The sequence below is a fragment of the Pleomorphomonas sp. PLEO genome (genome assembly GCF_041320595.1).
Lineage (GTDB): Bacteria > Pseudomonadota > Alphaproteobacteria > Rhizobiales > Pleomorphomonadaceae > Pleomorphomonas.
In genome coordinates this window covers 378,826-401,119 of sequence record NZ_CP166625.1, presented here as the reverse complement: position 1 = coordinate 401,119, position 22,294 = coordinate 378,826, and the positions used below count along the sequence as shown (strand labels likewise).

14 protein-coding genes are annotated in these 22,294 nt (G+C 64.8%); 5 read left to right on the top strand and 9 right to left on the bottom strand.

The window, feature by feature from the left end; translation table 11 throughout:
* Positions 1-426 precede the first annotated feature (426 nt).
* The 3 genes from AB6N07_RS01630 to AB6N07_RS01620 are packed head-to-tail and all read left to right on the top strand — an operon-like array spanning position 427 to position 3,259.
* Positions 427-660: a ferrous iron transport protein A gene (locus tag AB6N07_RS01630; RefSeq protein ID WP_370676088.1), complete on the top strand. Its 234-nt coding sequence runs from the start codon at positions 427-429 to the stop codon at positions 658-660.
* Positions 660-3,008 carry a Fe(2+) transporter permease subunit FeoB gene (gene feoB, locus AB6N07_RS01625; RefSeq protein WP_370676087.1) on the top strand — a complete coding sequence of 783 codons (2,349 nt, stop codon included), beginning with the start codon at positions 660-662 and terminating at the stop codon, positions 3,006-3,008. Before AB6N07_RS01630 ends, feoB begins: the two co-directional genes overlap by 1 nt.
* A 5-nt stretch (positions 3,009-3,013) precedes the next feature.
* Complete coding sequence (locus tag AB6N07_RS01620) at positions 3,014-3,259, top strand: FeoC-like transcriptional regulator (RefSeq protein ID WP_370676086.1); 246 nt, start codon at positions 3,014-3,016, stop codon at positions 3,257-3,259.
* Between the two features lie 73 nt (positions 3,260-3,332).
* Here the strand turns inward: AB6N07_RS01620 and trxA are convergent, their stop codons facing one another.
* The 7 genes from trxA to ahcY all read right to left on the bottom strand — a co-directional run bounded on the left by trxA (position 3,333) and on the right by ahcY (position 17,101).
* Complete coding sequence (gene trxA / locus AB6N07_RS01615; protein WP_370676085.1) at positions 3,333-3,653, bottom strand: thioredoxin TrxA; 321 nt, start codon at positions 3,651-3,653, stop codon at positions 3,333-3,335.
* A gap of 192 nt (positions 3,654-3,845) precedes the next feature.
* The gene (gene addA, locus AB6N07_RS01610; RefSeq protein WP_370676084.1) at positions 3,846-7,343 is read right to left on the bottom strand and encodes a double-strand break repair helicase AddA; all 3,498 of its coding nucleotides are present in this window, start codon (positions 7,341-7,343) and stop codon (positions 3,846-3,848) included.
* Entirely contained in the window at positions 7,340-10,408 is a 3,069-nt protein-coding gene (addB, locus tag AB6N07_RS01605) for a double-strand break repair protein AddB (RefSeq protein ID WP_370676083.1), read from the bottom strand. Before addB ends, addA begins: the two co-directional genes overlap by 4 nt.
* Before the next feature lie 3 nt (positions 10,409-10,411).
* The gene (locus AB6N07_RS01600; protein WP_370676082.1) at positions 10,412-11,155 is read right to left on the bottom strand and encodes a nucleotidyltransferase family protein; all 744 of its coding nucleotides are present in this window, start codon (positions 11,153-11,155) and stop codon (positions 10,412-10,414) included.
* Between the two features lie 37 nt (positions 11,156-11,192).
* A complete protein-coding gene (gene tsaE, locus AB6N07_RS01595) occupies positions 11,193-12,704 on the bottom strand; it encodes a tRNA (adenosine(37)-N6)-threonylcarbamoyltransferase complex ATPase subunit type 1 TsaE (RefSeq protein WP_370676081.1) in 1,512 nt (503 codons plus the stop codon).
* Between the two features lie 11 nt (positions 12,705-12,715).
* A complete protein-coding gene (locus AB6N07_RS01590) occupies positions 12,716-15,208 on the bottom strand; it encodes a PAS-domain containing protein (RefSeq protein ID WP_370676080.1) in 2,493 nt (830 codons plus the stop codon).
* A 495-nt stretch (positions 15,209-15,703) separates the two neighbouring features.
* Positions 15,704-17,101, bottom strand: a complete 1,398-nt coding sequence (ahcY, locus tag AB6N07_RS01585; RefSeq protein WP_370676079.1) for an adenosylhomocysteinase — start codon at positions 17,099-17,101, stop codon at positions 15,704-15,706.
* Between the two features lie 341 nt (positions 17,102-17,442).
* Between ahcY and AB6N07_RS01580 the strand changes: the two genes are divergently transcribed.
* Both AB6N07_RS01580 and AB6N07_RS01575 read left to right on the top strand, forming a co-directional pair.
* Positions 17,443-18,480 carry an NAD(P)-dependent alcohol dehydrogenase gene (locus AB6N07_RS01580; protein ID WP_370678171.1) on the top strand — a complete coding sequence of 346 codons (1,038 nt, stop codon included), beginning with the start codon at positions 17,443-17,445 and terminating at the stop codon, positions 18,478-18,480.
* 139 nt (positions 18,481-18,619) lie between these two features.
* Positions 18,620-19,522 carry a helix-turn-helix domain-containing protein gene (locus AB6N07_RS01575; protein WP_370676078.1) on the top strand — a complete coding sequence of 301 codons (903 nt, stop codon included), beginning with the start codon at positions 18,620-18,622 and terminating at the stop codon, positions 19,520-19,522.
* Between the two features lie 13 nt (positions 19,523-19,535).
* Here the strand turns inward: AB6N07_RS01575 and AB6N07_RS01570 are convergent, their stop codons facing one another.
* The gene (locus AB6N07_RS01570) at positions 19,536-20,576 is read right to left on the bottom strand and encodes an ABC transporter ATP-binding protein (RefSeq protein ID WP_370676077.1); all 1,041 of its coding nucleotides are present in this window, start codon (positions 20,574-20,576) and stop codon (positions 19,536-19,538) included.
* Between the two features lie 22 nt (positions 20,577-20,598).
* Positions 20,599-22,293, bottom strand: a complete 1,695-nt coding sequence (locus AB6N07_RS01565; protein WP_370676076.1) for a glycoside hydrolase family 32 protein — start codon at positions 22,291-22,293, stop codon at positions 20,599-20,601.
* Position 22,294 lies beyond the last annotated feature (1 nt).

Here is a 22,294-nt window from a genome sequence, read left to right as displayed (position 1 = left end):
TCCGGCAATTTTTGTTGCCATACACCAGACAGTATTCATCGACAGATTAATCGGTTTATCTATGCGGTATTGTTCAGCCGGGATGCGTTCCTCGGCCTGGAAAATAAAAGTCCACCTCGCTGGGAAAGTTTAATCCGGTCGGTTTGCGTTTTCCAGTGAGGATTCGACATCGTTCCGCCTTCCGATGGCGGCGTCGGATAGTCTCCCCGCCTATCGAGAACGGTTTGTACTGCTGCTTTTTTAATGGCTTACCCGCAGAATTCCCGCCGGCTATCCAGCGTTTTCATTGGCGTTTATTAAGCCTAAGGTCGAATACGAATTGAGAGGCATCTGCAGTCGGGCCTATACAGTTGAGACTGAGTTGCAGTTTCGATGCAGCCGGTCCGGCCGCCTGGCTGGGCGTGTCGCTTGCTGGAGTGCGCGAGAATGAGTCTTTCGATCGAGACGATGAAGCCGGGCGACAGCGCCCGCGTCATCGGCCTGGTGGCCGGCGATCGGGGCTACCGCCAGCGTCTTCTTGCCATGGGGCTCACCCCAGGGGCGGTGTTTCAAGTGCGGCGCAAGGCACCGCTTGGCGATCCGATCGAGATCTCCATTCGCAACTTCACACTGACCCTACGCAAATCCGAAGCGGCCATTCTCGAGCTGGAGGCCGTGTAATGGCCGCTGAGCAGCCTCTCGTCGTCGCCGTTGTCGGCAATCCCAACTGTGGCAAATCCACCCTGTTCAACGCGTTGACCGGTGCGACGCAAAGGGTCGGCAACTGGCCGGGCGTCACCGTCGAAAAGCGTGTTGGCCGCTTCGTGCATGCCGGTCGGACAGTTGATCTCGTCGATCTGCCCGGCGTGTACCTGATCGGCAGCGCCGACGCCGGCTCGCAAGATGAGCGTGTCGCCCGCGATTTTACCTTGTCCGGCGAGGCCGACCTCGTCCTCAACATCGTCGATGCCTCCAACCTCGAGCGCAACCTCTACCTCACCACCCAGCTCATCGAGCTCGGCGTGCCGATGCTGATCGTCCTCAACATGATGGACATGGCAAAGGTGGCCGGCACCGAGATTGATGTGACGGCGCTGTCTGAGCGCCTCGGTTGCCCGGTGGTGTCGACGGTAGCCAGTCGTGCTTCCGGCCGTGAGGCGGTCAAAGCGGCGATCCTCGAAGCTGCCGCTCTGAAGCGGGCGCCTGTTGCCCGTCCCGTGCAGCACCCAGCAGTTGCCGCCGCCGTGGCCAAGCTGGCTCCCCACCTTGCCGACGCCGCCCGTGCCGCCAAGGCCGATCCAAACTGGCTTGCCCTGAAGCTGATCGAGGGCGATACGATGGCCGAGAGCCTCGCCGGTCCAGGGCTCGTGGCCGACGTTATTTCTGCCCGCCGGGCAATCGAGGAAGCTGCCGGTGAAGAAGCCGACATCGTCATCGCCGATGGCCGCTACATCTTCGTCGGCGAGCTGATGGCCGGCATCTGCCACCAGACCAAACGGTTGTCCGCGCCGCTGTCGCAGATAATCGACCGCGTCGTGCTCAACCGAGTGCTGGGCGTGCCGATCTTTCTGTTCGCCATGTACCTGATGTTCCTGTTCACCATCTCGGTGGGCGGGGCTTTCATCGATTTCTTCGATCAAGCTTTCGGCGCCGTCTTCGTCGATGGTCTCGGACAGGTGCTCTCCGCCGTCGGCACACCGCCGATCATCGAAGCGGCGGTGGTTGGCTTCGGCTCGGGCATCCAGACGGTGTCGACCTTCGTGCCGATCATCGCCTGCCTGTTTCTGTTCCTGTCCTTCCTCGAGGACTCCGGCTATATGGCCCGCGCCGCCTTCGTTATGGATCGTGCCATGCGGGCGATCGGCCTACCGGGCAAGTCCTTCGTGCCTCTGATCGTCGGCTTCGGCTGCAACGTTCCGGCCATCATGGCGACGCGCACCCTCGAAAGCCGCCGCGACCGCATCATGACCTCGCTGATGGCGCCGTTCATGTCCTGCGGTGCCCGCTTGCCGGTGTTTGCCCTGTTCGCGGCCGCCTTTTTCCCGGTGAGTGGCCAGAACATCATCTTCGGCCTTTATATTATCGGTCTCGCCTTCGCCGTGCTGACCGGTCTTGTCCTGAAGTCGACGCTTCTCGATGGCGAGCCGACGCGCTTCGTCATGGAGCTGCCGCCCTACCACATTCCGACCATCCGTTCGGTTGTCGTCCAAGCCTGGCAGCGCCTCCGCGAGTTCATTCTGCGCGCCGGCCAGGTGATCGTGCCGATCGTCATGGCGCTGTCCTTCCTGTCGGCCATCGGCACCGACGGCAGCATCGGCCGCGATAATACCCGCGACAGCGTGCTGGCGGTGGTGAGCCAGGAATTGGTGCCGGTGTTCGAGCCGATGGGCGTCACCCACGACAACTGGCCGGCCGCCGTCGGCCTGTTCACCGGTATCTTTGCCAAGGAGGCGGTGATCGGCACGCTCAATGCCCTCTACGAGCAGGTGAGCCAGGACACGACGGCGCCAGCCGTCGGAACGGCCAGCCCTGTCGAGGAGGAAGTCGGCCTCGGCAGCAAGCTGCTTGGGGCGCTCGCCACGATCCCGAAGAACCTCAGCGCTATCGGCGGCAGCCTCGCTGATCCCTTGGGGCTCAATGTCGGCTATGTCGACGACAGCACCGCCGCCGCCCAGGAGCTGGAAGTCGATGGTTCGGTGTTCGGCGCTATGCAGTCGCATTTCGGCGGGGTCGCCGCGGCGTTCTCCTACATGCTGCTGATCCTGCTCTACACGCCCTGCGTCGCCGCTCTGGGCGCCATGCGCCATGAGATTGGTGGTAAGTGGACGGCGTTCGCAGCCGTGTGGACGACTGTCATTGGCTATCTCGCCGCCGTCTCGTTCTATCAGGCAGCGACCTTTGCGGCCCATCCGGCCAGCTCCACTCGCTGGCTGGTGACAGCCGCTGTTATTTTCGCAGGCGGTATCGCCGCCATGTGGATGGCCGGCCGGGCGCGGGGGCGTTCGCTCGCCGCGCAGCCGGCGGAGTAATGCCCATGATGACGCCGTCAACCGTTCGCGATTATCTGAGGGAACGCGGCAGAGCTCCTCTGACCGATGTTGCGCTGCACTTCGATGCCGGCGAGGATGCCGTCCGCGCCGCTCTCGGTCTCTGGATTGCCAAGGGTAAGGTGCGTGCCTTAGCGGCCGGCGCCGGCTGCTCGAAGGCCGGCACATGCGGCTGCGCGTGCAAGGTCGAGGAGATCTTCGAGTGGGTCGGAGAAAGACAGTTGGCGAGCTGAAGAGTGCCTTCCATACAAAAAACCCCGGTTCCGCAACGCGAAGCCGGGGTTTTCTTTTCTGAAGGCAAATCTGTCAGATAGCGGCCTTGATCCAGGCTGCGAGGTCGCTCTTCGGGGCAGCGCCCACCTTCATGGCGGCGGGTTCGCCATCCTTGAAGATGATCAGCGTCGGAATCGAACGAACGCCGTATTTCATGGCCGTATTGCCGTTCTCGTCGACATTGAGCTTGGCGATGGTGATCTTGCCATTCAGCTCGCCGGCGATCTCGTCAAGCGCCGGGGCGATCATGCGGCAGGGGCCGCACCATTCGGCCCAGAAGTCGACGAGGACGGGGGTCGACGAGGCAAGCACGTCGGTGGGAAACGACTGGTCGGTGACTTTCATGGTCGACATGGCGGACCTCTCGAGATGAGCAACGCGGCACCGACTCATGGCCGGGCCGCGCCTGTTGCCCGAAAGCTAAGGAGCGGACCCTTCAGCGTCAAGCATGGCTGAAGCATGGGCACAGCGTGCCATCGATCCTCGCCGATAGGCGGTTATTGATAAAACAATAGGTTAGATCAAAAGCTCCAACGGATTTTTGCTTTAGGATCGATTGTCGATTTCGCTTTCGTGATCGGCCGAAATGGCGCCGGCATCCACGGCCTCAAGGTAGGCGGCGAGCGCCATATCCAGAGCCGCCGGACTTACCTCGTCAAACCTCGCCGTCGCCGTCCACAGGATCGCCGCGTGCACTGGCCGGTCCGGCCAGAGCCGACCGAGCACCGCCCGGTAGAGGGCGAGCTGCAGAACGTATCTCCGCGGCACCACATGCGATGGGCGCGCCGCCGTCTTGTAATCGACGATCGTCACCAATTCTGGTTCGACCAACAGCCGGTCGACGCTGCCGGTGACGGCAATGAGCCGACCGGTGGGCGTTACGACGCTGCCAGCAATCGCGGCTTCGGCACGGGCGGCGGGGGAGAACAGAAGCGCCTGGTCCGGCCGGGCCATGAGGGCGACGATGTCGTCGGAGAGGGCTAACCTGTCGCCCTCCGGAAGATTGGGAAGAAGGCGAGCCAGGTAGTTATTTGCTGCCAGAGCGCGGGTTGCCGGTTCCAAGTCCGGCAATAGTTCGAAGAGGCGGTGCAGCACGGTGCCCTGGGTCGCCGCTTCCTGGTCGAACGCGGTTGCCGGCGCACCGGGTTTATCGAACGTCGCAGCCCGCGATGGTGTCACGCTGGCAGGCCCTGAGCCTGTGCCGGCCACCTTGCGAGTCAGCCAGTCGGGCAACGGCTCCGCCTCGCCCGCGGGGAGGCGGCCTGGCAGCGCCGGCGCCGGCGGATCTTCGTTCTTTGCGGTCCAGCGCCAGGCGACGACGGTGCCGTCGGCATCCTTCACCGTCTCGGCATCGGTGCCGAGCGCCGCCTCGACGAGACCATGCCAGCGGCGGTCAGCCCCCTCATCGGCGCCCTTGAGGCCGGCGACGATCAGCCGATCGCGGGCACGCGTCAGCCCGACATAGAGCAGGCGCCGGTATTCCTCTTCCTGCGCGGCGATAAAGGCCGCCGCCGCGGTCTCGACGGGTGCCGGGCGGAAGGCGCCGCCCTGCCGCCAGACGATCGGAGGATGCGGACCGTCGCCGACCGCCAGCAGATCGGGCAGGTTCTTCTCGCTGGCTGGCTTGTCGCCGGGGTCGATCAGGAACACGATCGGCGCCTCAAGGCCCTTCGAGCCATGGACCGTCATCACCCGGACTTCGTCCCGCTCGGCGTCGAGCTCGCGCCGGATCAGTTCGCCGCCCTTGGCGAGCCGGTCGATAAAGCCGTTGAGTCCAGCCGTCTCTTCGCCCTCATAGGTGAGTGCCAGCGTCAAAAGTTCGTCGATCACTTCGTCGGCTTCGCGGCCGAAGCGGGCGCGATAGGCGGCCCGCCCACCGTCCGGTCCAATGAGGTGCGACAGGAAGGCAAAGGGCTCGCCTCGATCGGCGCGGCTCATCCACAGCGCGACGGTGGCGCGCAGAGTCTCGGCATCGCCGTCACCCTCGGCTGCCCGGTGCTTGACGGCATCCCAAAGGCGGCCCGGCCGGCCATGGGCGAGACGGAACAGTGCCTCTTCCGAGAGACCGACGAGAGGAGACTTGGCGACGGTGGCGAGCGCAAGGTCATCCTCGGGCAACAGCGCGACGCGGGCGGCGGACAGCAGATCCTGAGTAACGATATGGCCCACCACGTCGAGTCTGTCGGCGCCGGCCACGGCCACGCCGCGTTGCTTCAGGGCGCGGTTGACCGCCTCAACGAAAGCGCCGCGCTTGCGAACGAGCACCAGCACGTTGCCGGGCCGGATCGGCGCTCCGGTGGCGGCGATGCGCGCACCCGAGCGCAACCATCCGGCGACCTCGTCGGCAAGGCGGCCTGCAAGCCGAACGGCCGGACTGGCGATGGCGGTGGCGTCGACCGGATCCTCCCAGTTGCCAGGCGGCGGTGCTGGCAGTTTTTCGACCGCCGGCCATAGCTCGACATGACCAGGTTCGCGGCCGCGTACCGTCTCGTGCACGGTGGGGCCGGCGTCGGTGGAAAGGCCGGCATGGGCCGCCGGGTTCCGGAATACGGCATCGACGGCGCCGACAACCGCCGCCGTCGAGCGGAAGGACAGGGTAAGGCGGAGATCGTGAACCGGCAGGCCGGCCCCGGCGAGGCGTCGTCCCAGCGTCTGACGGGTCAGGCCGAACAGGTGCGGTGCCGCCCCCTGGAACGAATAGATCGACTGCTTCTCGTCGCCCACCGCGAAGACGGTCCGCCGACGCCCGGCTCGTGCCCCTTCGCCGGCTGAGAACTCGCCGGTCAGCGCCTCGACGATCTGCCATTGACGCGGCGAGGTGTCCTGCGCCTCGTCGACCAGCACATGATCGAGGCCCTCGTCGAGTTTGTATTGTACCCACTCGGCGGCGTCCGAACGCGACAGAAGCGCGGCGGCTCGTTCGATCAGGTCATCGAAGTCGAGGAGGCCGCGCCTGGCTTTCCTTGCCTCGATCAGGCCGATCAGCCGATCGGCGAGGCGAAGAAGAGCAGCGCTCCGCGTCCCCCAGAGTGTCGCCGACAACGCGCGCTCGAGGGTGAGAAGCCGCTGAGCCTCCCGCTCGAAGCGTTCATTCGCTTCCGGCAGCGCGTCGATGACATCCTTGGTGAAGGGGCGCTTGCGCGGTTCGCCCTTGCCTGTCAGGAACAGGCCACGCCACAGTGGCCGGCGCATCTCGGCGCTGGAGGCGGCGAGCGCCGCGCGGAAGCCGTCGGCGAGCACCGGCATCGACTTGGATTTCGAGGTATCGAGCTTATCGATAAGCCGACTCAGGAACGGGCCTGAAAAATCGGGTGAGGCAGCGATTTCCTCAAGAAGGCTTTCCCGGCTTGTTCCAACCGGCGCGCCGAGCGCTTGGGGCAGGGCAGCGAGCGCCAGATCGATCGATGGACTGCCGGCGAAAAAAGCGGCGAGATCGTCGCGGGCAGCGACAACGGCGCGAAGCGCCCGGTCGAGGGCTTCATCACCGGCAATCGCCACCAGATCCGAAAGCGCTTGTCCCTCCGGACTGTCGGGGTGGGCCGCGCAGGCGGATAGAAGTTCGGCCCGCGCCTCGGCATAGAGATCTGCGGCGCGGGTATCGTCGAGCACCCGGAAGCGGCCATCGAGACCGGCCTCAAGTGGAAAGCGCTGCAAGAGCGCCTCGGCAAAGGCATGGATCGTCTGGATCTTCAGGCCGCCCGGTGTCTCGATGGCGCGCGCGAACAGCCGTCGGGCCGGCGCCAGACGGTCGGACGGCACCGGTTTTCCTTCGAGGTCGGAGAGAACGCGGGCCAGTCCCTCATCGGTCAGTCCAGCCCAGCGGCCGAGTTCGTCGAAGATGCGACCCGACATTTCGGCCGCCGCCGCTTTGGTGAAGGTAAGGCAGAGGATGCGACCGGGATCGACGCCGTCGAGCAGCAGGCGGATCACCCGCCGCGTCAATACCCATGTCTTGCCCGAGCCGGCATTGGCCGAAACGAAGGCGGAAGCCCTGGGATCGGTGGCGAGGAGCTGGGTCTGGCGGGTGGCGGCTGGAATCTTCATTCCTCACCTCCATCGTCCTCGATGCTCCACTCGCTCACCCGTGCAAGGTGATCGTAGTCGCCGTGGTCGATCTTACGGAAAGGCCGCGCGCGCGAAAGGTAGCCGCGATTTGGATCGGCGTAGGCCCGCACCAAGCCGCGCAGGCGGGCTTCCGCCTCGGCGATCGTCTGCTCCAGCGTCACCGGATCGCTGCCGCGCGGCTCGTGGCCGGTATAGCTCTCGATCTCGTCGCGGCCTTCCAGGCCGCGCAGCACCACATGCACCAGCTCGGCCGCCTCCCGCGGCCCCGACAGGCGCGAAAAACCACCGTGACGGGCGATCACCGCCTCGAGCGGTAACTGTGGCGTCAGCTGGGCGGCGATCTGCGCCGCCGTCGGTGCCCGCCCCGTCTTGAAGTCGATGACCGTGACGCGGCCGTCTTTTTCGACGTCGATGCGGTCGGCGCGGCCGGTCAGTGTGAAGCGATCCGTCAACTCGAGGCTGCCTTCGATTTCCGTATGCCGGGCAAGCGGCGCGCGTTTGGCCTCGAACTCGAGCACGATGAAACGGGCGAGCGCCTGAAAGCGCGGCCACCAGAGCGCGTGCACTTCCGGATGGGCGGCGAGTGCCTCGGAAAAGCGCCCCCGGCCGAATTCGGTCAACGCAACGACGGCCGTCTCGTCCCAAGGTCCGGTCCAGGTCGCCGCGAAATTGGCAAGGACGTCATGAACGAGTGTGCCCCGCGTGCCGAAGTCGGGTGTCTCGCCGAAGCTGTCGAGTGGCCTCAGCCTCAGAACGCGCTTGGCGTAGATGGCGTAGGGATCGCGGATCAGCGTTTCGATATCGGTGACCGGCAGCATGCGTGGCCGCGCCGACAGCGGTGGCGCCGGATTGGGGCGGGCGACGCGCGGCAAGGCCGGTCGGTCGTCGAGCCGGCGCGCCCAGTCGAGGAAGCGGCCGCCGCGCGCCTCCATCGCTTCCGTTCGGGTCGGGCCGATTAGGCTTGTCAGGCGCTGCAGAAAGCGGGTCGGCACGGTCGGCGCGCCGCCGCGGCGCGCCGCGCGGATCAGCACCGTATCAGGAGCGCAGAGGGCGGCGGAAAAGTCATGCGCGGAAAGGCCGATGCGCACCTCGGGCGGGCTGAGGCCAAGGCCGGCACGCATCGGTCGCGATAGCCAGGCGCCGGTGTCGGTAACCGGCGGAAAGACGGTCTCATCAAGGCCGACCAGTACCAGGCGATCGGTTGGCAGAAGGCGCGCTTCGATCGGGCCGGTGGCCATGACACGGGCTTGGCGGCTTGGCGTCAACACCAGCACGTTGCCGATCAGCGCCCTCAGCACCGGGGCGAAATCGCCGCCAGTGAGGGAAAAACCGGCATCGGGCGCAGCGGTGTGGTCGTCAAGAATCGATAAAAGCTGCCGCTCCGCCTGGGTCGGCTCGTCCTCGTCCTCCTGGGAGCGGCGGGTGACGTGGCTCAGAGTCTCGCGCAACGCGCCGAGAAAATCGGCAAGCGTCGGTGTCGGCAAGGCCGCCGCTACGACGAGCGGCGCCATGGCCTCGCCGAAGGCATTCGCCAGAGCCTCCGCGTCCGAAAGGATGGCGTCCGCACCGTCGTCCCTCGTCTCGGTCTGCCTTTTCAGAGCACGCAAGGCGTCCGAGATCGCGGCGACGCCGCCGGCAAGGCGTGGCCCGCGCAGGACCTTGCGGGAAATCAACCGGCCGGCTGGCCGGACACGCGCCGGACTCCAGCCAAAACGCGTCTCGGGATGTCCGAGGATGGCCGCTACTTTTACCGGAGGAAAATCCTCAGTCGCCGCTTCGACGAGGAGCAGAGCGAGCTGACCGTAGGGTGTTTGCGGCAGCGGCTGGCCGGCGGTATCTTCCACCTCGATGCCGAAACGATCGAGTTCGGCGACGACGCGGCGAATGATGGTTCGGTCGGGCGTGACGAGGATCGCCCTCGCCTCGGAGTTTTCCAGGCACTCTCGGAGGGCGATGGCGGCGGCGAGCGCCTCCTCAGCCTCGCTGGCGGCGACGGTGAGGGAAACGCCGGCAAGCGCCGCCTCCGTAGCGGCGGTATCGGCATCAAGGACGGCGGCATGTTGGGGCCATTGATCGGTGACGGCGGCCGGCACCAGCGCCCGTCGGACGATGTCGGCACGAGTGGCCAGTGCCGGCTTTGGCGCCCCCAGCTCTTCGATCTCTTCCCGTTCGACGCCAAGCCGCTCCACAAGGCGGTTCATGGTGTGCTCGGGGTGCGCGCAATCGAAAACACTCGCGGCGATCGTATCGCCCGGCGCGGTTATGTCGAGGCCCGGCAGCACCACGGCGCCCTCGGGCAGGGCTAACACGGCCGCCATCAGATCGGCGGTACTTGGAACCGAGCCCGTCGAGCCGGCGATGATGACCGGTCCTGGCGGCGGACGGGTCTGCCAGCGGGCAATGGTGGCCTCGACCATCGCCCGGTGGAAGGCCCCGGCGCCGATCTGACCGCGCTCGGCAATGGCGGCCGGAAGCGCCTCGGTGGCGATCCTGAGGAAATTGAGCGACAGCTGCCACCAGGCGGCATAGTCGTCGGGCACCAGGGCGTCGAGTTTCTTCCAGTCGACGCTTTCGAGTTCGGCCTGGTCAAGGAGAGCCAGCAGGTCGGCGGAAAGATTGAGTGCTTCGGCCGGCGAGCCCGGTACGGCCACCGGTTGGCCGGAGGGTGTCAGCAGCCGGTCGCTCGTCACGCGTTCGCGCCAGCGGCTGACGAGGCGTGCCAGCATCAGCCGCCGCTCAGCGGCGGCGATTACCGGCGGCAGATCGAGCGCTTCCGGTGCCAGCAAGTCGTCTTGGGCTTCCAAAACGTCGGATATGGCGAGGATGCGCGGCAGCATCGCCGCCCCGCCGCCGAAAGCGTCACGAAAGGCCCGTCTTAGGGACGCGCCAGCTCGACGGGTCGGCAGGTAGATGCTGACGTCCGCAAGGTCGAGCGGCTGATCGCGATAGCCGCTGCCGGCGATCAGGCGACCGTCGAGCAAGGCTTCGGCCAGCGTGGCAAGGAAGGGCGCTCCGGGATGGATGGTAAAGACGCGCCCGGTCATTGCCTACTCCGCCGATAACCGGATGGTCCGCTCCGCCTGTCCGATCGCTTCGGGCGTACCAACATGCAGCCAGGTGCCCTCGAGCCGAACACCGTGTAGGCGGCCCTTGCCGATCAGTTCATCGAAGATGCGGTTGAGGGAAAAAGGCGCAAGCGGGCGGTCGGCAAAGATGTCCGGCTTGAAGATGGCGACGCCGGCATAGACGAAGGGAGCGACGGTGCGTTCACGCCGCCGGATCAGGCGGCCGTCGCCGGCCATTTCGAAGTCGCCGACGCCCGAATAGCCAACCGAGCCGACCGTGGGGGCAAGCAGCAGCAGGCCATCCATGCGTTCGCCATCCCAGGTCCGGGCCAGCGACGGCAGGTTGGCAGAGACACCCTCGATCCAGATGGAATCGGAGTTGAGGTGATAGAACGGATCGCTGCCGAGATGCGGCAGCGCCTTGACGACGCCGCCTCCGGTATCGAGCAACTTGTCGCGTTCGTCGGAAACGATGACCGAAAGATCGCGCCGCTTGCTGACATGCACCTCGACGAGATCGGCGAGGTAGTGAACGTTGACGATCGCCGTCTCGACACTGGCCTCGGCCAGGCGGTCGAACACCCGGTCGATCAGACTGCGACCAAGCACTTCCACCAGCGGCTTCGGCGTGGTTGCCGTGATCGGGCGCATACGCTTGCCGCGACCGGCGGCCAGCACCATGGCCCGGCGAGGGCGAAAGGCGGAGAGAAAAGCAGCATCAGTCATCTTGGAACGATCGGGATCTCGGCGGTCGGAAAAGGGTTCACGGCCGGGAGGCCGGCGGCGCGAGCCGTTCATACCAGAGCTTGACCCCGGCGAAAACCTTGTCGTCCAGCGCTTTTTCGAAGTTGCGACGAATGCGCGGCAAGAAGCGGAGATGATGAGTGCGGCCGGTGAGCTTGGCATAGCGCACGAAGCGGCCGAGAATCTTGGCGTTGCGCTGGGCACCGATGACGACGACCGCTTCACGGAAGCTCGCCTCGTCGAACGGTCCGGCCACCTTGCGCCGATGAAGGCAATAAGCGTCGAGCATCGCCACGGCGAGATCATCGGCAATATCGACACGCGCGTCAGTGATGAGCGAGGCGAGGTCGTAGGCGGCGGGGCCGAGAAGGGCATCCTGATAGTCGATGAGACCGATCGGGTCGCCGCTCTCCTGCCAGAGGATGTTGGGCGAGTGATAGTCCTTCAGCACCCAGGCTGAGCGGTCGTCATCGAAGCGGGCGAGCAAGCCATCCCACAGAGCCAGCCATTCGGCCGCCTCGGTCTCACTGAGCGGCCGACCAATAATGTCTGGTGCATACCAGCTCGCGAACAGTTCCACCTCGGTCAGCAGCGCTCGCCGGTCGTAGGCGGGCAACGGGAAGGTGCGACCATCGTCGGCAGTCGCCACCTCGGGCCAGGCGATGGCTGCCATGTCGGCGAGCCGGCGGGCGGCGGCAAGATAGCGTTCGGAATCCGCGATGCCGCCCGGCGCAATGCTTCCGGCACCGAGATCCTCGATCAGCATCAGCCGGCGTGGTTCGTCGATGGCGATGAGGCGAGGCGTTCGGAAGCCGCGCTGGCGGAGCGTGTCGCCGATGGCGAGAAACGCATCGAGACGATCGGTGGCATGCACCAGCGCCTCGTAGGAGAGGCCGTCGGCGTGAACCGGCAGCGTGCCGAACGATGGCCAGTGCATCAGAATGACGCTGCCGCTCGCGCCTGTCGCCCGTTCGAAACGACGGGTCGAGGCGTCACCCTGAACATGGGCACGGGTCGCATCGGCAAGGCCGGCCCGCTTCAGAACGTCGCGGGCCGCAAAGGTTTCATCGAGCCGCTCGGCCCAGCCGTCTCCGCGGGCCTCCAGCAAGAAGCGGCGACCGTTGAGGCCGTCGCCTTCGCAGATGACGAGGTCAAGCCGCTCGGCCGGCAGCTCGTTGCCCGCCCGATCGGGCCACTCGATCAACGAGAGGCCTTCGCCGACGGCCTCGGCGAAGCCGATCTCGATCAGTTCGTCCGGGTCGGCGAGGCGATAGAGATCAAAATGATGGACGGGAAAGCGAGCTGTTTCGTAGCTTTGCAGCAGCGTGAAGGTGGGGCTCGGCACTTCGAGATCCGGATTGCCGGCAAGGCGCCGGACGACGGCTCGCGCAAAAGCGCTCTTGCCCATGCCGAGATCGCCGTGAAGGGCGATGACGTCACCCGCCCGAGCGATGGCGGCGATGTCGTCGGCGAGACGGAACGTGCCGGCTTCGTCGGCAACGCTGACCGTGCGGCGGAAGGGGAGGCTCATCGCGGTGCCGCTCACTCGGCCGCTTGAGCGATGCTAGGGTTTATCGGCAGCCTGCAGACGACCCGCGTACCGACGCCGATCTCGGAGGTGATTTCGACGCTGCCCTTGTGCAGCTCGACGAAGCTCTTGACGATGGAAAGGCCGAGACCTGGGCCACGTCGGCGGGCGCCGTTGGTGCGGCTTTCGAAGCGCTCGAAGACCGCCTGGAGATATTCGTCGGGGATGCCGCGCCCGTGATCCTCAACGGTAAACGAGATTTCCTCGTCCGTTCGCCGACAGGAAAGCGACACGATGCTCCCGTCGTCCGAGAAGGCGATCGCGTTGGACAGGAGATTGAACAGCACCTGACGAATGCGCTTCTCGTCGGCGACGAAGGAGCCGATATCGCTGGGCACATCGAGCTTCAGGTTGATGTGCGCCTCGGCGATGCGATCGCGAAGGCCAGTGGTCGCCGCCCCTACTGTCGATGGAATATCCACTTCGCCGAGGTCGAGTTCCATGATGCCGGCATCGACGGTGGCGAGATCGAGAATATCGTTGATGATGGCGAGCAGCGCCGTCGACGAATCCATGATGTAGCCGGTGTATTCCCGCTGCTTGATATTGAGCGGGCCGGCGTTGTCGTCGGCGAGCAGTTGCGCAAAGCCGAGGATGTTGGTCAGTGGCGAGCGCAGCTCGTAGGAAACATGCTGGATGAAGGCGTTCTTCAGCTGATCGGCTTCTTCGAGCGCCTCGTTTTTCTCCGTGAGCGCTCGTTCGACATTCACCGAGTCGGTGACGTTGACGAAGGTAATCAGGGTCGCGCCGTCCGGCAGCGGCACGGTGGTGAAGTCGATGACGCCCCCATCGCGGCGGTCGAGCCGGCCGGTAAGCCGGTTGCGGCTGTCGGCGAGACCGGCGACGGCAAGGCGGACCTGATCCCAGGCATCTCTGTTGCCATGGGCGGCCATGCAATGGCTAACGACCTCGTTGATATGCGGCCGGCTGGCCAGCGTATCTTCGGACAGTTTCCACAGGCTGCCGAAAGCCGGGTTGAAGAGGCGGAGCCGGCCGTCGGAGCCAAACACCGCGACGCCTTCGGAGAGATGGTCGAGCGTCTCACCCTGCACGCGTGTCAACGCATTGTAGCGGCTCTTGAGTTCGATCTGCTCGGTGACGTTCTCGTAGACGTAGGTGACGCCCCCCTGAGGATGTGGGTTGGCGATGACGCGTAGCGTCTGTCCGGTGGGCAGGTGCCACCAGCTTTCACGGGCCTCCATCGCCTGATAGGCGGCAAGCTGCTCCTGTTTCCAGCTGCGGAAGTCGGCCTGCTCGGGCAGCTTGCGGGAAACGCGCAGCTGATCGAGGATGCCGGCGTCGTCCGGACTGGTCTCGAGGAAAGCGGTATCGAGGTCGAACAGGGCGCGATAGGCGGCGTTGTAAAACTTGAGCCGCTTGTCGGCGCCGAAAATGGCGACGGCGGTGGCAAGCTGGTCGAGTGTGCGGGCGTGGCTTTCGATGGTGCGGCGCAATTCCACCTGGGCCTGCTCGAGTTCAGAAACGTCGGTGGCAATGCCGGCGCTGCCGGAGGCCGTCTCGACATCGATAACATCGAAAACCCGACGGGCGCCGCCCACCACCAGCGACAGGCGTCCTTCGAACACAGGCGCCTGCTGCCGGCTGTCGGCAATCGCCTTGCGAGCGGCGGTATCGAGAAACTCGACGCCGACGGCGACAGCCTGTGTGGCACTTGCCACCTCTACGGCGCGCGCATAGGCCGCATTGACCCACACGAGCCGGCCGGTCTTGTCGCGCGTCCAGGCTGGCATTGGCGCTTTGTCGATCAGCACCTCGAAGGTCTCAACCAGGGTGCGTTGCCGTTCGAAGCGCTCGGCGAGTTCGGCATACTGCTGCCGCTCTCGCGTCAGGTTGCGGAAGCGGATGAAGCATCGCGAGCCGTTGACCCGGCCAGCCGCCTCGATGTGGACGCCGCTGGTGGTGGTCAGGACGTCGAGGAAAGCCTCGCCCTCGGCGCGCAAGGCGCGGGTGCGGGCCTCCAGAAGCTGGGCCGATGCCGGCTCCAGCCATTGGCCGAAGGCAAGGAATCCGACCTGGCTGCGCGGTACGCCCGAAGCTTCCGGCAGCGATCCCATCACCTTCGGCGCTTCGTCACGAGAGCCCCAGATGACGGTACGCTGATCATCGGCATTGAGAGCGGCTTCGGTGCGATCGGCGGCAAGCTTCAGGTCGGCATTTTCGCGCAGCAAGCGTTCGCGGTCATCCTCGGCCATGCGGCGCGCCCGGATCAGAGCGGCGGCCGACACGACGGCGATGCAGATGGCCGATATGAAGGCGGACAGCGCGGCGACCTGAAGCGGCTCGAAATAGACCGAACCGTCAGAGCCGAACTTGATGGCCTGGGCAAACGCCGGGCTGACACCGACCGGTGACAGGATGGTCGAGAGCAGGGCGATCTTCCCGACGTGCCCAGCAAACGGCAATCGTGTCCGGTTCAACCCCGGCATGTATTTGTCCCCTTTCGGCCGCATTCAGAAATGGCGACCGCTTCCTTGAGGAGAGGTTCGCCCCGGACCGACGCGTGCCCCACCGCCGTTCCGAATCACCCCAAAATACTGCCTTTCAGGGGGTGCAAAAAGAGTCGAGGCAGCCTCCTTCGGCTCATCTGAGATAAGCGTGCCCCGTCAGTCGTCATGTTCACGGAACGTTCAGTGATCCGGAGTGACCGAGGTATCCTGTGGGCGGAGTCGATAACTATCGGCAGGGGGTGGCCAGAGGGTTGACCGGACTCGTCTTATGCGGTTCGGCCGCCTTCCCTTTCCCGCTCCCTCGCACAGAGCAGCAATGTTCCCCGGAAAAATCCGCATATGTGGAACACCTGTGGATAAGGCTTTGCCGGCAAGAAAAAACCGCCCGCGCTCAGCTTGGAGCGTGGGCGGTTCCGAAAACGCCGTGGGCGACTTCCGACGCAAAGCACGGCGGAAGCCGAAGACCGAAACGGGTCAGTAGCGATACATCGCCGACTTGAACGGGCCGTTCGACTTAACGCCGATATAGTCGGCCTGCTCAGGCGTCAGCTTGGAGAGCTTGGCGCCGAGCTTGGCAAGATGCAGCTGGGCCACCTTCTCGTCGAGATGCTTGGGCAGCACGTGCACCTTCTTCTCGTACTTGTCGCCGCGAGTCCAAAGTTCGATCTGGGCCAGCGTCTGGTTGGAGAAGGAGGCGCTCATCACGAAGCTCGGGTGCCCCGTTGCGTTGCCGAGGTTGACGAGCCGGCCTTCGGAGAGGAGGACGATCTTCTTGCCGTCGGGGAACTCGACGAGGTCGACCTGTGGCTTGACGTTCTTCCACTTGAAGTTCCGGAGCCCGGCGACGTCGATCTCATTGTCGAAATGGCCGATGTTGCAGACGATGGCCATGTTCTTGAGTTTGCGCAGATCGTCGACGGTGACGACGTGAAGGTTGCCAGTGCACGTGACGATGATGTCTGCGCGATGGATGTCGTCCTCCAGCGTGACCACCTCAAAGCCGTCCATAGCGGCTTGCAGGGCGCAGATCGGATCGACTTCGGTGACCAGAACGCGGGCGCCAGCGCCGTGCAGCGACTGGGCCGAACCCTTGCCGACGTCGCCGTAACCGCAGACGATGGCCACCTTGCCGGCCATCATCACGTCGGTGCCGCGACGGATGGCGTCGACCAGGCTTTCACGGCAGCCGTACTTGTTGTCGAACTTCGACTTGGTGACGCTGTCGTTGACGTTGAAGGCCGGCCACGGGAGTTCGCCGCGCGTTTCCATCTGGTAGAGGCGCATCACGCCCGTCGTCGTCTCCTCGGAGACACCGCGGATGTTGGCCTTGGCGCGCGAATAGAAGGTCGCGTCCTTGGCAAGGCGCGCCTTGATGGTGGCGTAGAGCTCTTCCTCTTCCTCGGACTTGGGATCGGCGAGCACCGAAGGATCCTTCTCGGCCGTGGCGCCGAGCGTCACCAAGAGCGTCGCGTCGCCACCATCGTCGAGGATCATGTTGGCCGTCTCACCGTTGCCCCAGTCGAGGATGCGATCGGTATAGGTCCAGTAGTCCTTGAGGGTCTCGCCCTTCACCGCGAATACAGGAATGCCGGCGGCGGCAATGGCGGCGGCGGCGTGATCCTGCGTCGAGAAGATGTTGCAGGAGGCCCAACGCACGTCGGCGCCGAGTGCCTTCAGCGTCTCGATCAGCACCGCGGTCTGGATGGTCATGTGCAGCGAGCCGGCGATGCGGGCGCCCTTGAGCGGCTGGGCAGCGGCATATTCGGCGCGCACCGACATCAGGCCGGGCATCTCGATCTCGGCCATGTCGAGTTCGGTGCGGCCCCAGTCGGCGAGCGAGATGTCCTTGACGATGTATTCCTTGGCGACCATTTGCGGATCTCCGGGTGCGGGGGATGAGGGTACGCTGGTTTTGAAAGCCAACAGAGGACGGCAAACGGCCGCCGGTGAGCGCCTTATAGGAGAAGTCGGCTTTCGGTGCAATCACGACATAAAGAGATCCTTATATCATGATGAAGGCAATATGCTTGCCGAAAGACGGGTGAGAATGGCTGCCGACAGTGTGGCCGTATAGACCGATGTAAAATTATGCATAAACATTGGCCTCCTGTGCTTTGTCCCGGACGGTGGGAGCAGGCATGCTTTCGGGCACTACCGGATGGGAGATCCGGTCGACCCGCGCCAAGCCGGCGTGGAGGAGGAAAAGCATGAAAATCAAAGCAGTCGTTCTGGAAAGCGTCAACAACATCGCGCTTCGCGATATCGAGGTTCCCGGCACTTTGAAGCCGGCGGCCGATGAGGTTCGGGTCGCCATCAAGGCGGTCGGCATCTGCGGCAGCGATGTCCACTATTACAAGCACGGCCGCATCGGCGATTTCATCGTCAATGAACCAATGGTGCTCGGCCACGAGGCGTCGGGCGTGGTGACGGCGATCGGTGCCAAGGTGGTCCACCTCAAGGTCGGCGATCGCGTCTGCATGGAGCCCGGCATTCCCGATTTCGGTTCGCGCCAGACGCTGGAAGGCCACTATAACCTCGATCCGGCCGTGCGCTTCTGGGCGACGCCGCCGATCCACGGCTGCCTGACGCCAGAGGTGGTGCATCCGGCGGCGCTGACCTACAAGCTGCCCGACAGCGTATCGTTTGCCGAAGGCGCTATGGTCGAGCCGCTGGCGATCGGCGTCTACGCCGCCGCCAAGGGCGCTATCCGCCCCGGTGACATCGCCGTGGTAGCCGGTGCCGGCACCATCGGCATGATGGTCGCCTTCGCAGCATTGGCCTCCGGCTGCTCGGAAGTGATCGTCAGCGACGTCGCCAAGGCCAAGCTCGACATCATCGCCAATGTGCCCGGCGTCATCGCCGTCGATCTGACGAAGCAGAAGCTCGCCGACGTCGTGGCGGCGCGGACGGCCGGCAAGGGCGTCGACCTGTTCTTCGAGGCGAGCGGCAGCCCCAAGGCATTCGACGACATGCTGGACGTGGTCACCCAGGGTGGCCGTGTGGTTCTGGTCGGCATGCCGCAGGATCGGGTCCCGCTCGACGTTGTGGCGCTGGAAGTCAAAGAGATCAGCCTCACCGGCATCTTCCGCTACGCCAATGTCTGGGATCGCACGCTGGCGCTCCTGGGCTCGGGCAAGATCGATCTGAAGCCGCTGATCTCGGCAAGCTACCCGTTCGACAAGTCGATCGAGGCTTTCGAACGAGCCTCCCAGCAGAACCCCTCGGACGTCAAGGTTCAAATCACGTTCTGAGGACAGGACCATGCTGGAAGCCGCTCTGAGCGGCTTCCAGCGCCTGAGGCCTGGGAAAACCAATCTCGGTGTTTCCGGCCAGGTCTGGTAAGGTTGGCTGGCTACGAGCGGTCCCGCTATCCACCAAAGGGAGGCGAAGGTGGGTCAGACAAAGCCCGTTTTGGAAGTGATCGAGGCGCCGCTCGAGCGCACGTTCCGCGTCTACTCGCACGACTACCCCTTCGCTTATTCGGGCTGGCATCACCACCCGGAATACGAGTTGCATTTGATCCGTCGAAGTTCAGGTCAGTTCTATGTCGGCACCTATGCCGGCGAGTTCGGCCCCGGCAATCTCGTCATGACCGGCCCCAACCTGCCCCATATGTGGGTGTCGGACGGTATCGACCGCGATGGGGATGGCCGCATTCGAGACCGTGATCTGGTGCTTCAAATGGGCGCCGGCTTCGCCGAGCGCTGCATGGCCGAGTTTTCCGACTGCGCCAACCTTTCCTCTTTGTTGGACGCGACGCGGGCGGGCATCGAATTTTCCCCCTCCGCCGCGGCCGAGGCCGCCAGCCTTATGGAAGGCCTGCTCGGCGCCGATGGATTCGAGCGGATAGCCCTGTTCTTCAAGCTGATGCGCGTATTGGAGCAGGATGCCGAGCGCCGGTCGCTATCACTGAAGGGTATGGAACACCAATGCGCCCAGCCGCGCCGACTGGAGCGGATGCTCGCCTATATCGCTGCCAATTTCAACCGGCCTGGCCTTACCTGTGGCGAGGTGGCGGCAACCGAAGGGATGGGCTTGCCGGCCTTTTCGCGCCTCTTCGAGCGGCACCTGCGCTGCTCCTGTGCCGAGTATATCAACCACCTCAGGATCTATAAGGCTTGCCAGCTGCTTACGGAGACCGAGGATATGGTGACCTCAATTGCCATGGACGTTGGCTATGAGACGCTATCGACCTTCAACCGCAATTTCCTGCGTTTGATTGGTCGCACGCCTTCCGCCTTCCGGGCCGAGCGACGAGCGGGCGGACGCGGCAAGACGCGCGCCGCCGCTTGAAACACATCGGAGACTAGAGCCGCCGGCCGTCCTCACCGAACAGATGGACGGCTGAGAGGGTCGGCTTGAGGCCAATGTTGTCGCCGGGGTTGAGTTCGACCCGCTCGCGCAATACGGCGACCAGCGTCTGCCCGCCGCAACGGGCGAGTACCTGCGTTTCGGCGCCGGTGGGTTCGACCACCACCACCTCGGCGCGGAAGCCGGCTTCGTCGAGCGTCAGATGTTCGGGGCGGACGCCATAGGTGACAGCGCCGGCAACGGCCTCGGTGGGCAGAGGCAGCACAACGCCGCCTTCGGTGACGAAGCCGCCGTTTCCTGGCTTGCCCTTGATGAGGTTCATGGCCGGCGAGCCGATGAAGGTGGCGACGAACAGGTTGACAGGTCGGTCATAGAGTTCGAGCGGCCGGCCGATCTGTTCGACCACGCCGCTTTTCATCACCACGATGCGGTCGGCCATGGTCATCGCCTCGATCTGGTCGTGGGTGACATAGACGGTGGTGGTGCCCAGGCGCTGATGCAGATCCTTGATCTCGGCGCGCATCTGCACGCGCAGCTTGGCGTCGAGATTGGAAAGCGGCTCGTCGAACAGGAACACCTGTGGACTGCGCACGATCGCCCGGCCCATGGCGACGCGCTGGCGCTGGCCGCCCGACAGCTGCTTGGGCAGTCGGTCGAGATAGGGTTCAAGCGCCAGGACGGCCGCCGCTTCCTTGACGCGGGCGTCGATGGCGGCGCGGCTTTCGCCTTTCAGCTTCAGGGCAAAGCCCATGTTCTGCGCCACGGTCATATGCGGATAGAGCGCATAGTTCTGGAACACCATGGCGATGTCCCGCTCCTTCGGTGGCACGTCGTTGACGAGACGGTCGCCGATGCGGATGTCGCCGTCCGAGATTTCCTCAAGGCCGGCGATCATCCTGAGCAGCGTCGATTTGCCGCAGCCCGACGGACCAACCAGCGTCACGAACTCGCCGTCGGCGATGTCGATATCGATGCCGTGGATGACCTGGTGACCGCCATAGAACTTGGCGACGTTGTCGATGGAAACGCTTGCCATGGTGTTCCTCCCTTGATCGAGTTCAGAGGCCGAGCCGCCAGACGCGCGCGGAGGCGATGCGTCCTTGCGGGGCTTCGAGGCGGATGGCGGTAATCGGGGCGGGGTCGGCGAGCCGTTTGGTGCCGGCGTAACGGCCGTCGTCGGCGAATACTTCGATCGATCCCCGGTCGAGGAAGACGCGGATGGAACGTACCTGCGCGCTGGCGGCGAGATAGTGCGGCAAAGCCGACGGGCCATTGCCGGTTTCATGGATAATCGCGAGACCGTCCGAACCGGCGGTGATGGCAAGCTTCAGCGTCGGATGCGACAGCGTGAGTTCAAACGGAGCTCCTGTCTCATCGAACTCGATAATGATTTCAGCCGCACCGTTATCAAGTCTGACCGTTTCGCCGCTGGCGAGGCGATGGTCGTCGACGAGCGCTTGCCGGAGCGTGGTGGCCGCCTCGATCGGCGGCGTCAGCAGCGCGCCGTCCCTCAGGAGCAACCGGCGCGGCAGCGTCATCGCTGTCGGCCAGTCGACGGTCTTGACGATGTCCGTCCAGTTGGCGAGCCAGGCGATGCCGACCGGACCACTCTGATCCACAAAAGCCTGGAAGCCGTAGGCATCGGTGCCGAAATCGAGTTCCTGCCGAAATTCCGGCGTGAACGTCCGGCCATCGAAGCGGCCGACGATGCCGAAGGTAAGGTTGCGCCGCCGTGTCGCCGGTTCCCGGCTGAGCAGCAAACCGACAATCAGCAGCCAGCGGGTATTGGGATCTTCCGCCGGACCGTCAAGCGGCAGCATGGCAGGGCATTCGCCGACGGTACGGCCATACTCACGCTCGCGGTGGACAAGACCGACGAAGCGCCAACCGGATACCCCGGTCGGGTCGTCCGTCTCGTTGAGCATGACAACGCCGCCCTCGGCATCGCGACCACCGAGCAGCATCTTCAGGCGCCCGTCTGGCCCACGGAAGACGTAGGGGTCGCGGTTGTCCTCACCGAGGCCGAACCCTTCGGGCCTGCCCGCGAGCACCACCTTCGGGGCGTCGACCGTGAAGCCGTCAGTGCTTTTCGCCGTGCATTGCACTTCCATCTCCGGCTCACGACCTTCGATATGGTCGGTGAAGAAGGCACGAAAGCCAGCTTCCCCCCGTATGGAAATCGCTGAGCCGGAGAAGATGCCGCCGGCACCATTTGCCGCGAACACCGCATCCCCCGGTTCGAGCAAGACGGGCAGGTGACGCCAGCGCAGGAGGTCGTCGGAGACGGCGTGACCCCAGTGCATGGCGTGCCAGCGAAGACTGTGCGGATAGTGCTGGTAGCAGAGGTGAGCACGGCCATCGAAGCGGCCGAAGCCATTGGGGTCGTTCATCCAGCCGAACGGCGGCCGAAAATGGTACCCGGTCAGCTCAGGCGGTGTCGGCGCAGGCCCGGCGTGCAGCACACGGATGCCGGTGTCGAGCACGGTGGCTGGGTCATAAGCGTAGACAGCTGACAGGGTCGTGACAGCGGGGTCATAGCTAAGGTGATCAACCGGTGCCGCAGCAACAAGACAGTGCCGGTCGAATGAATCGGTGCGCCGGGTGGTCAGCTCACCAGCGCCAGGCAGTGCGACGACGGCCGGCTCTGGGCCGTTGGCCATCAGGAACAGCTCGATGGTCTCGCCGGTGGCCACCGGGGCAAAGGATATCGTTTTCCGGCCCGACTGACCGGCCGAAGATAAGGCTTGGGACATG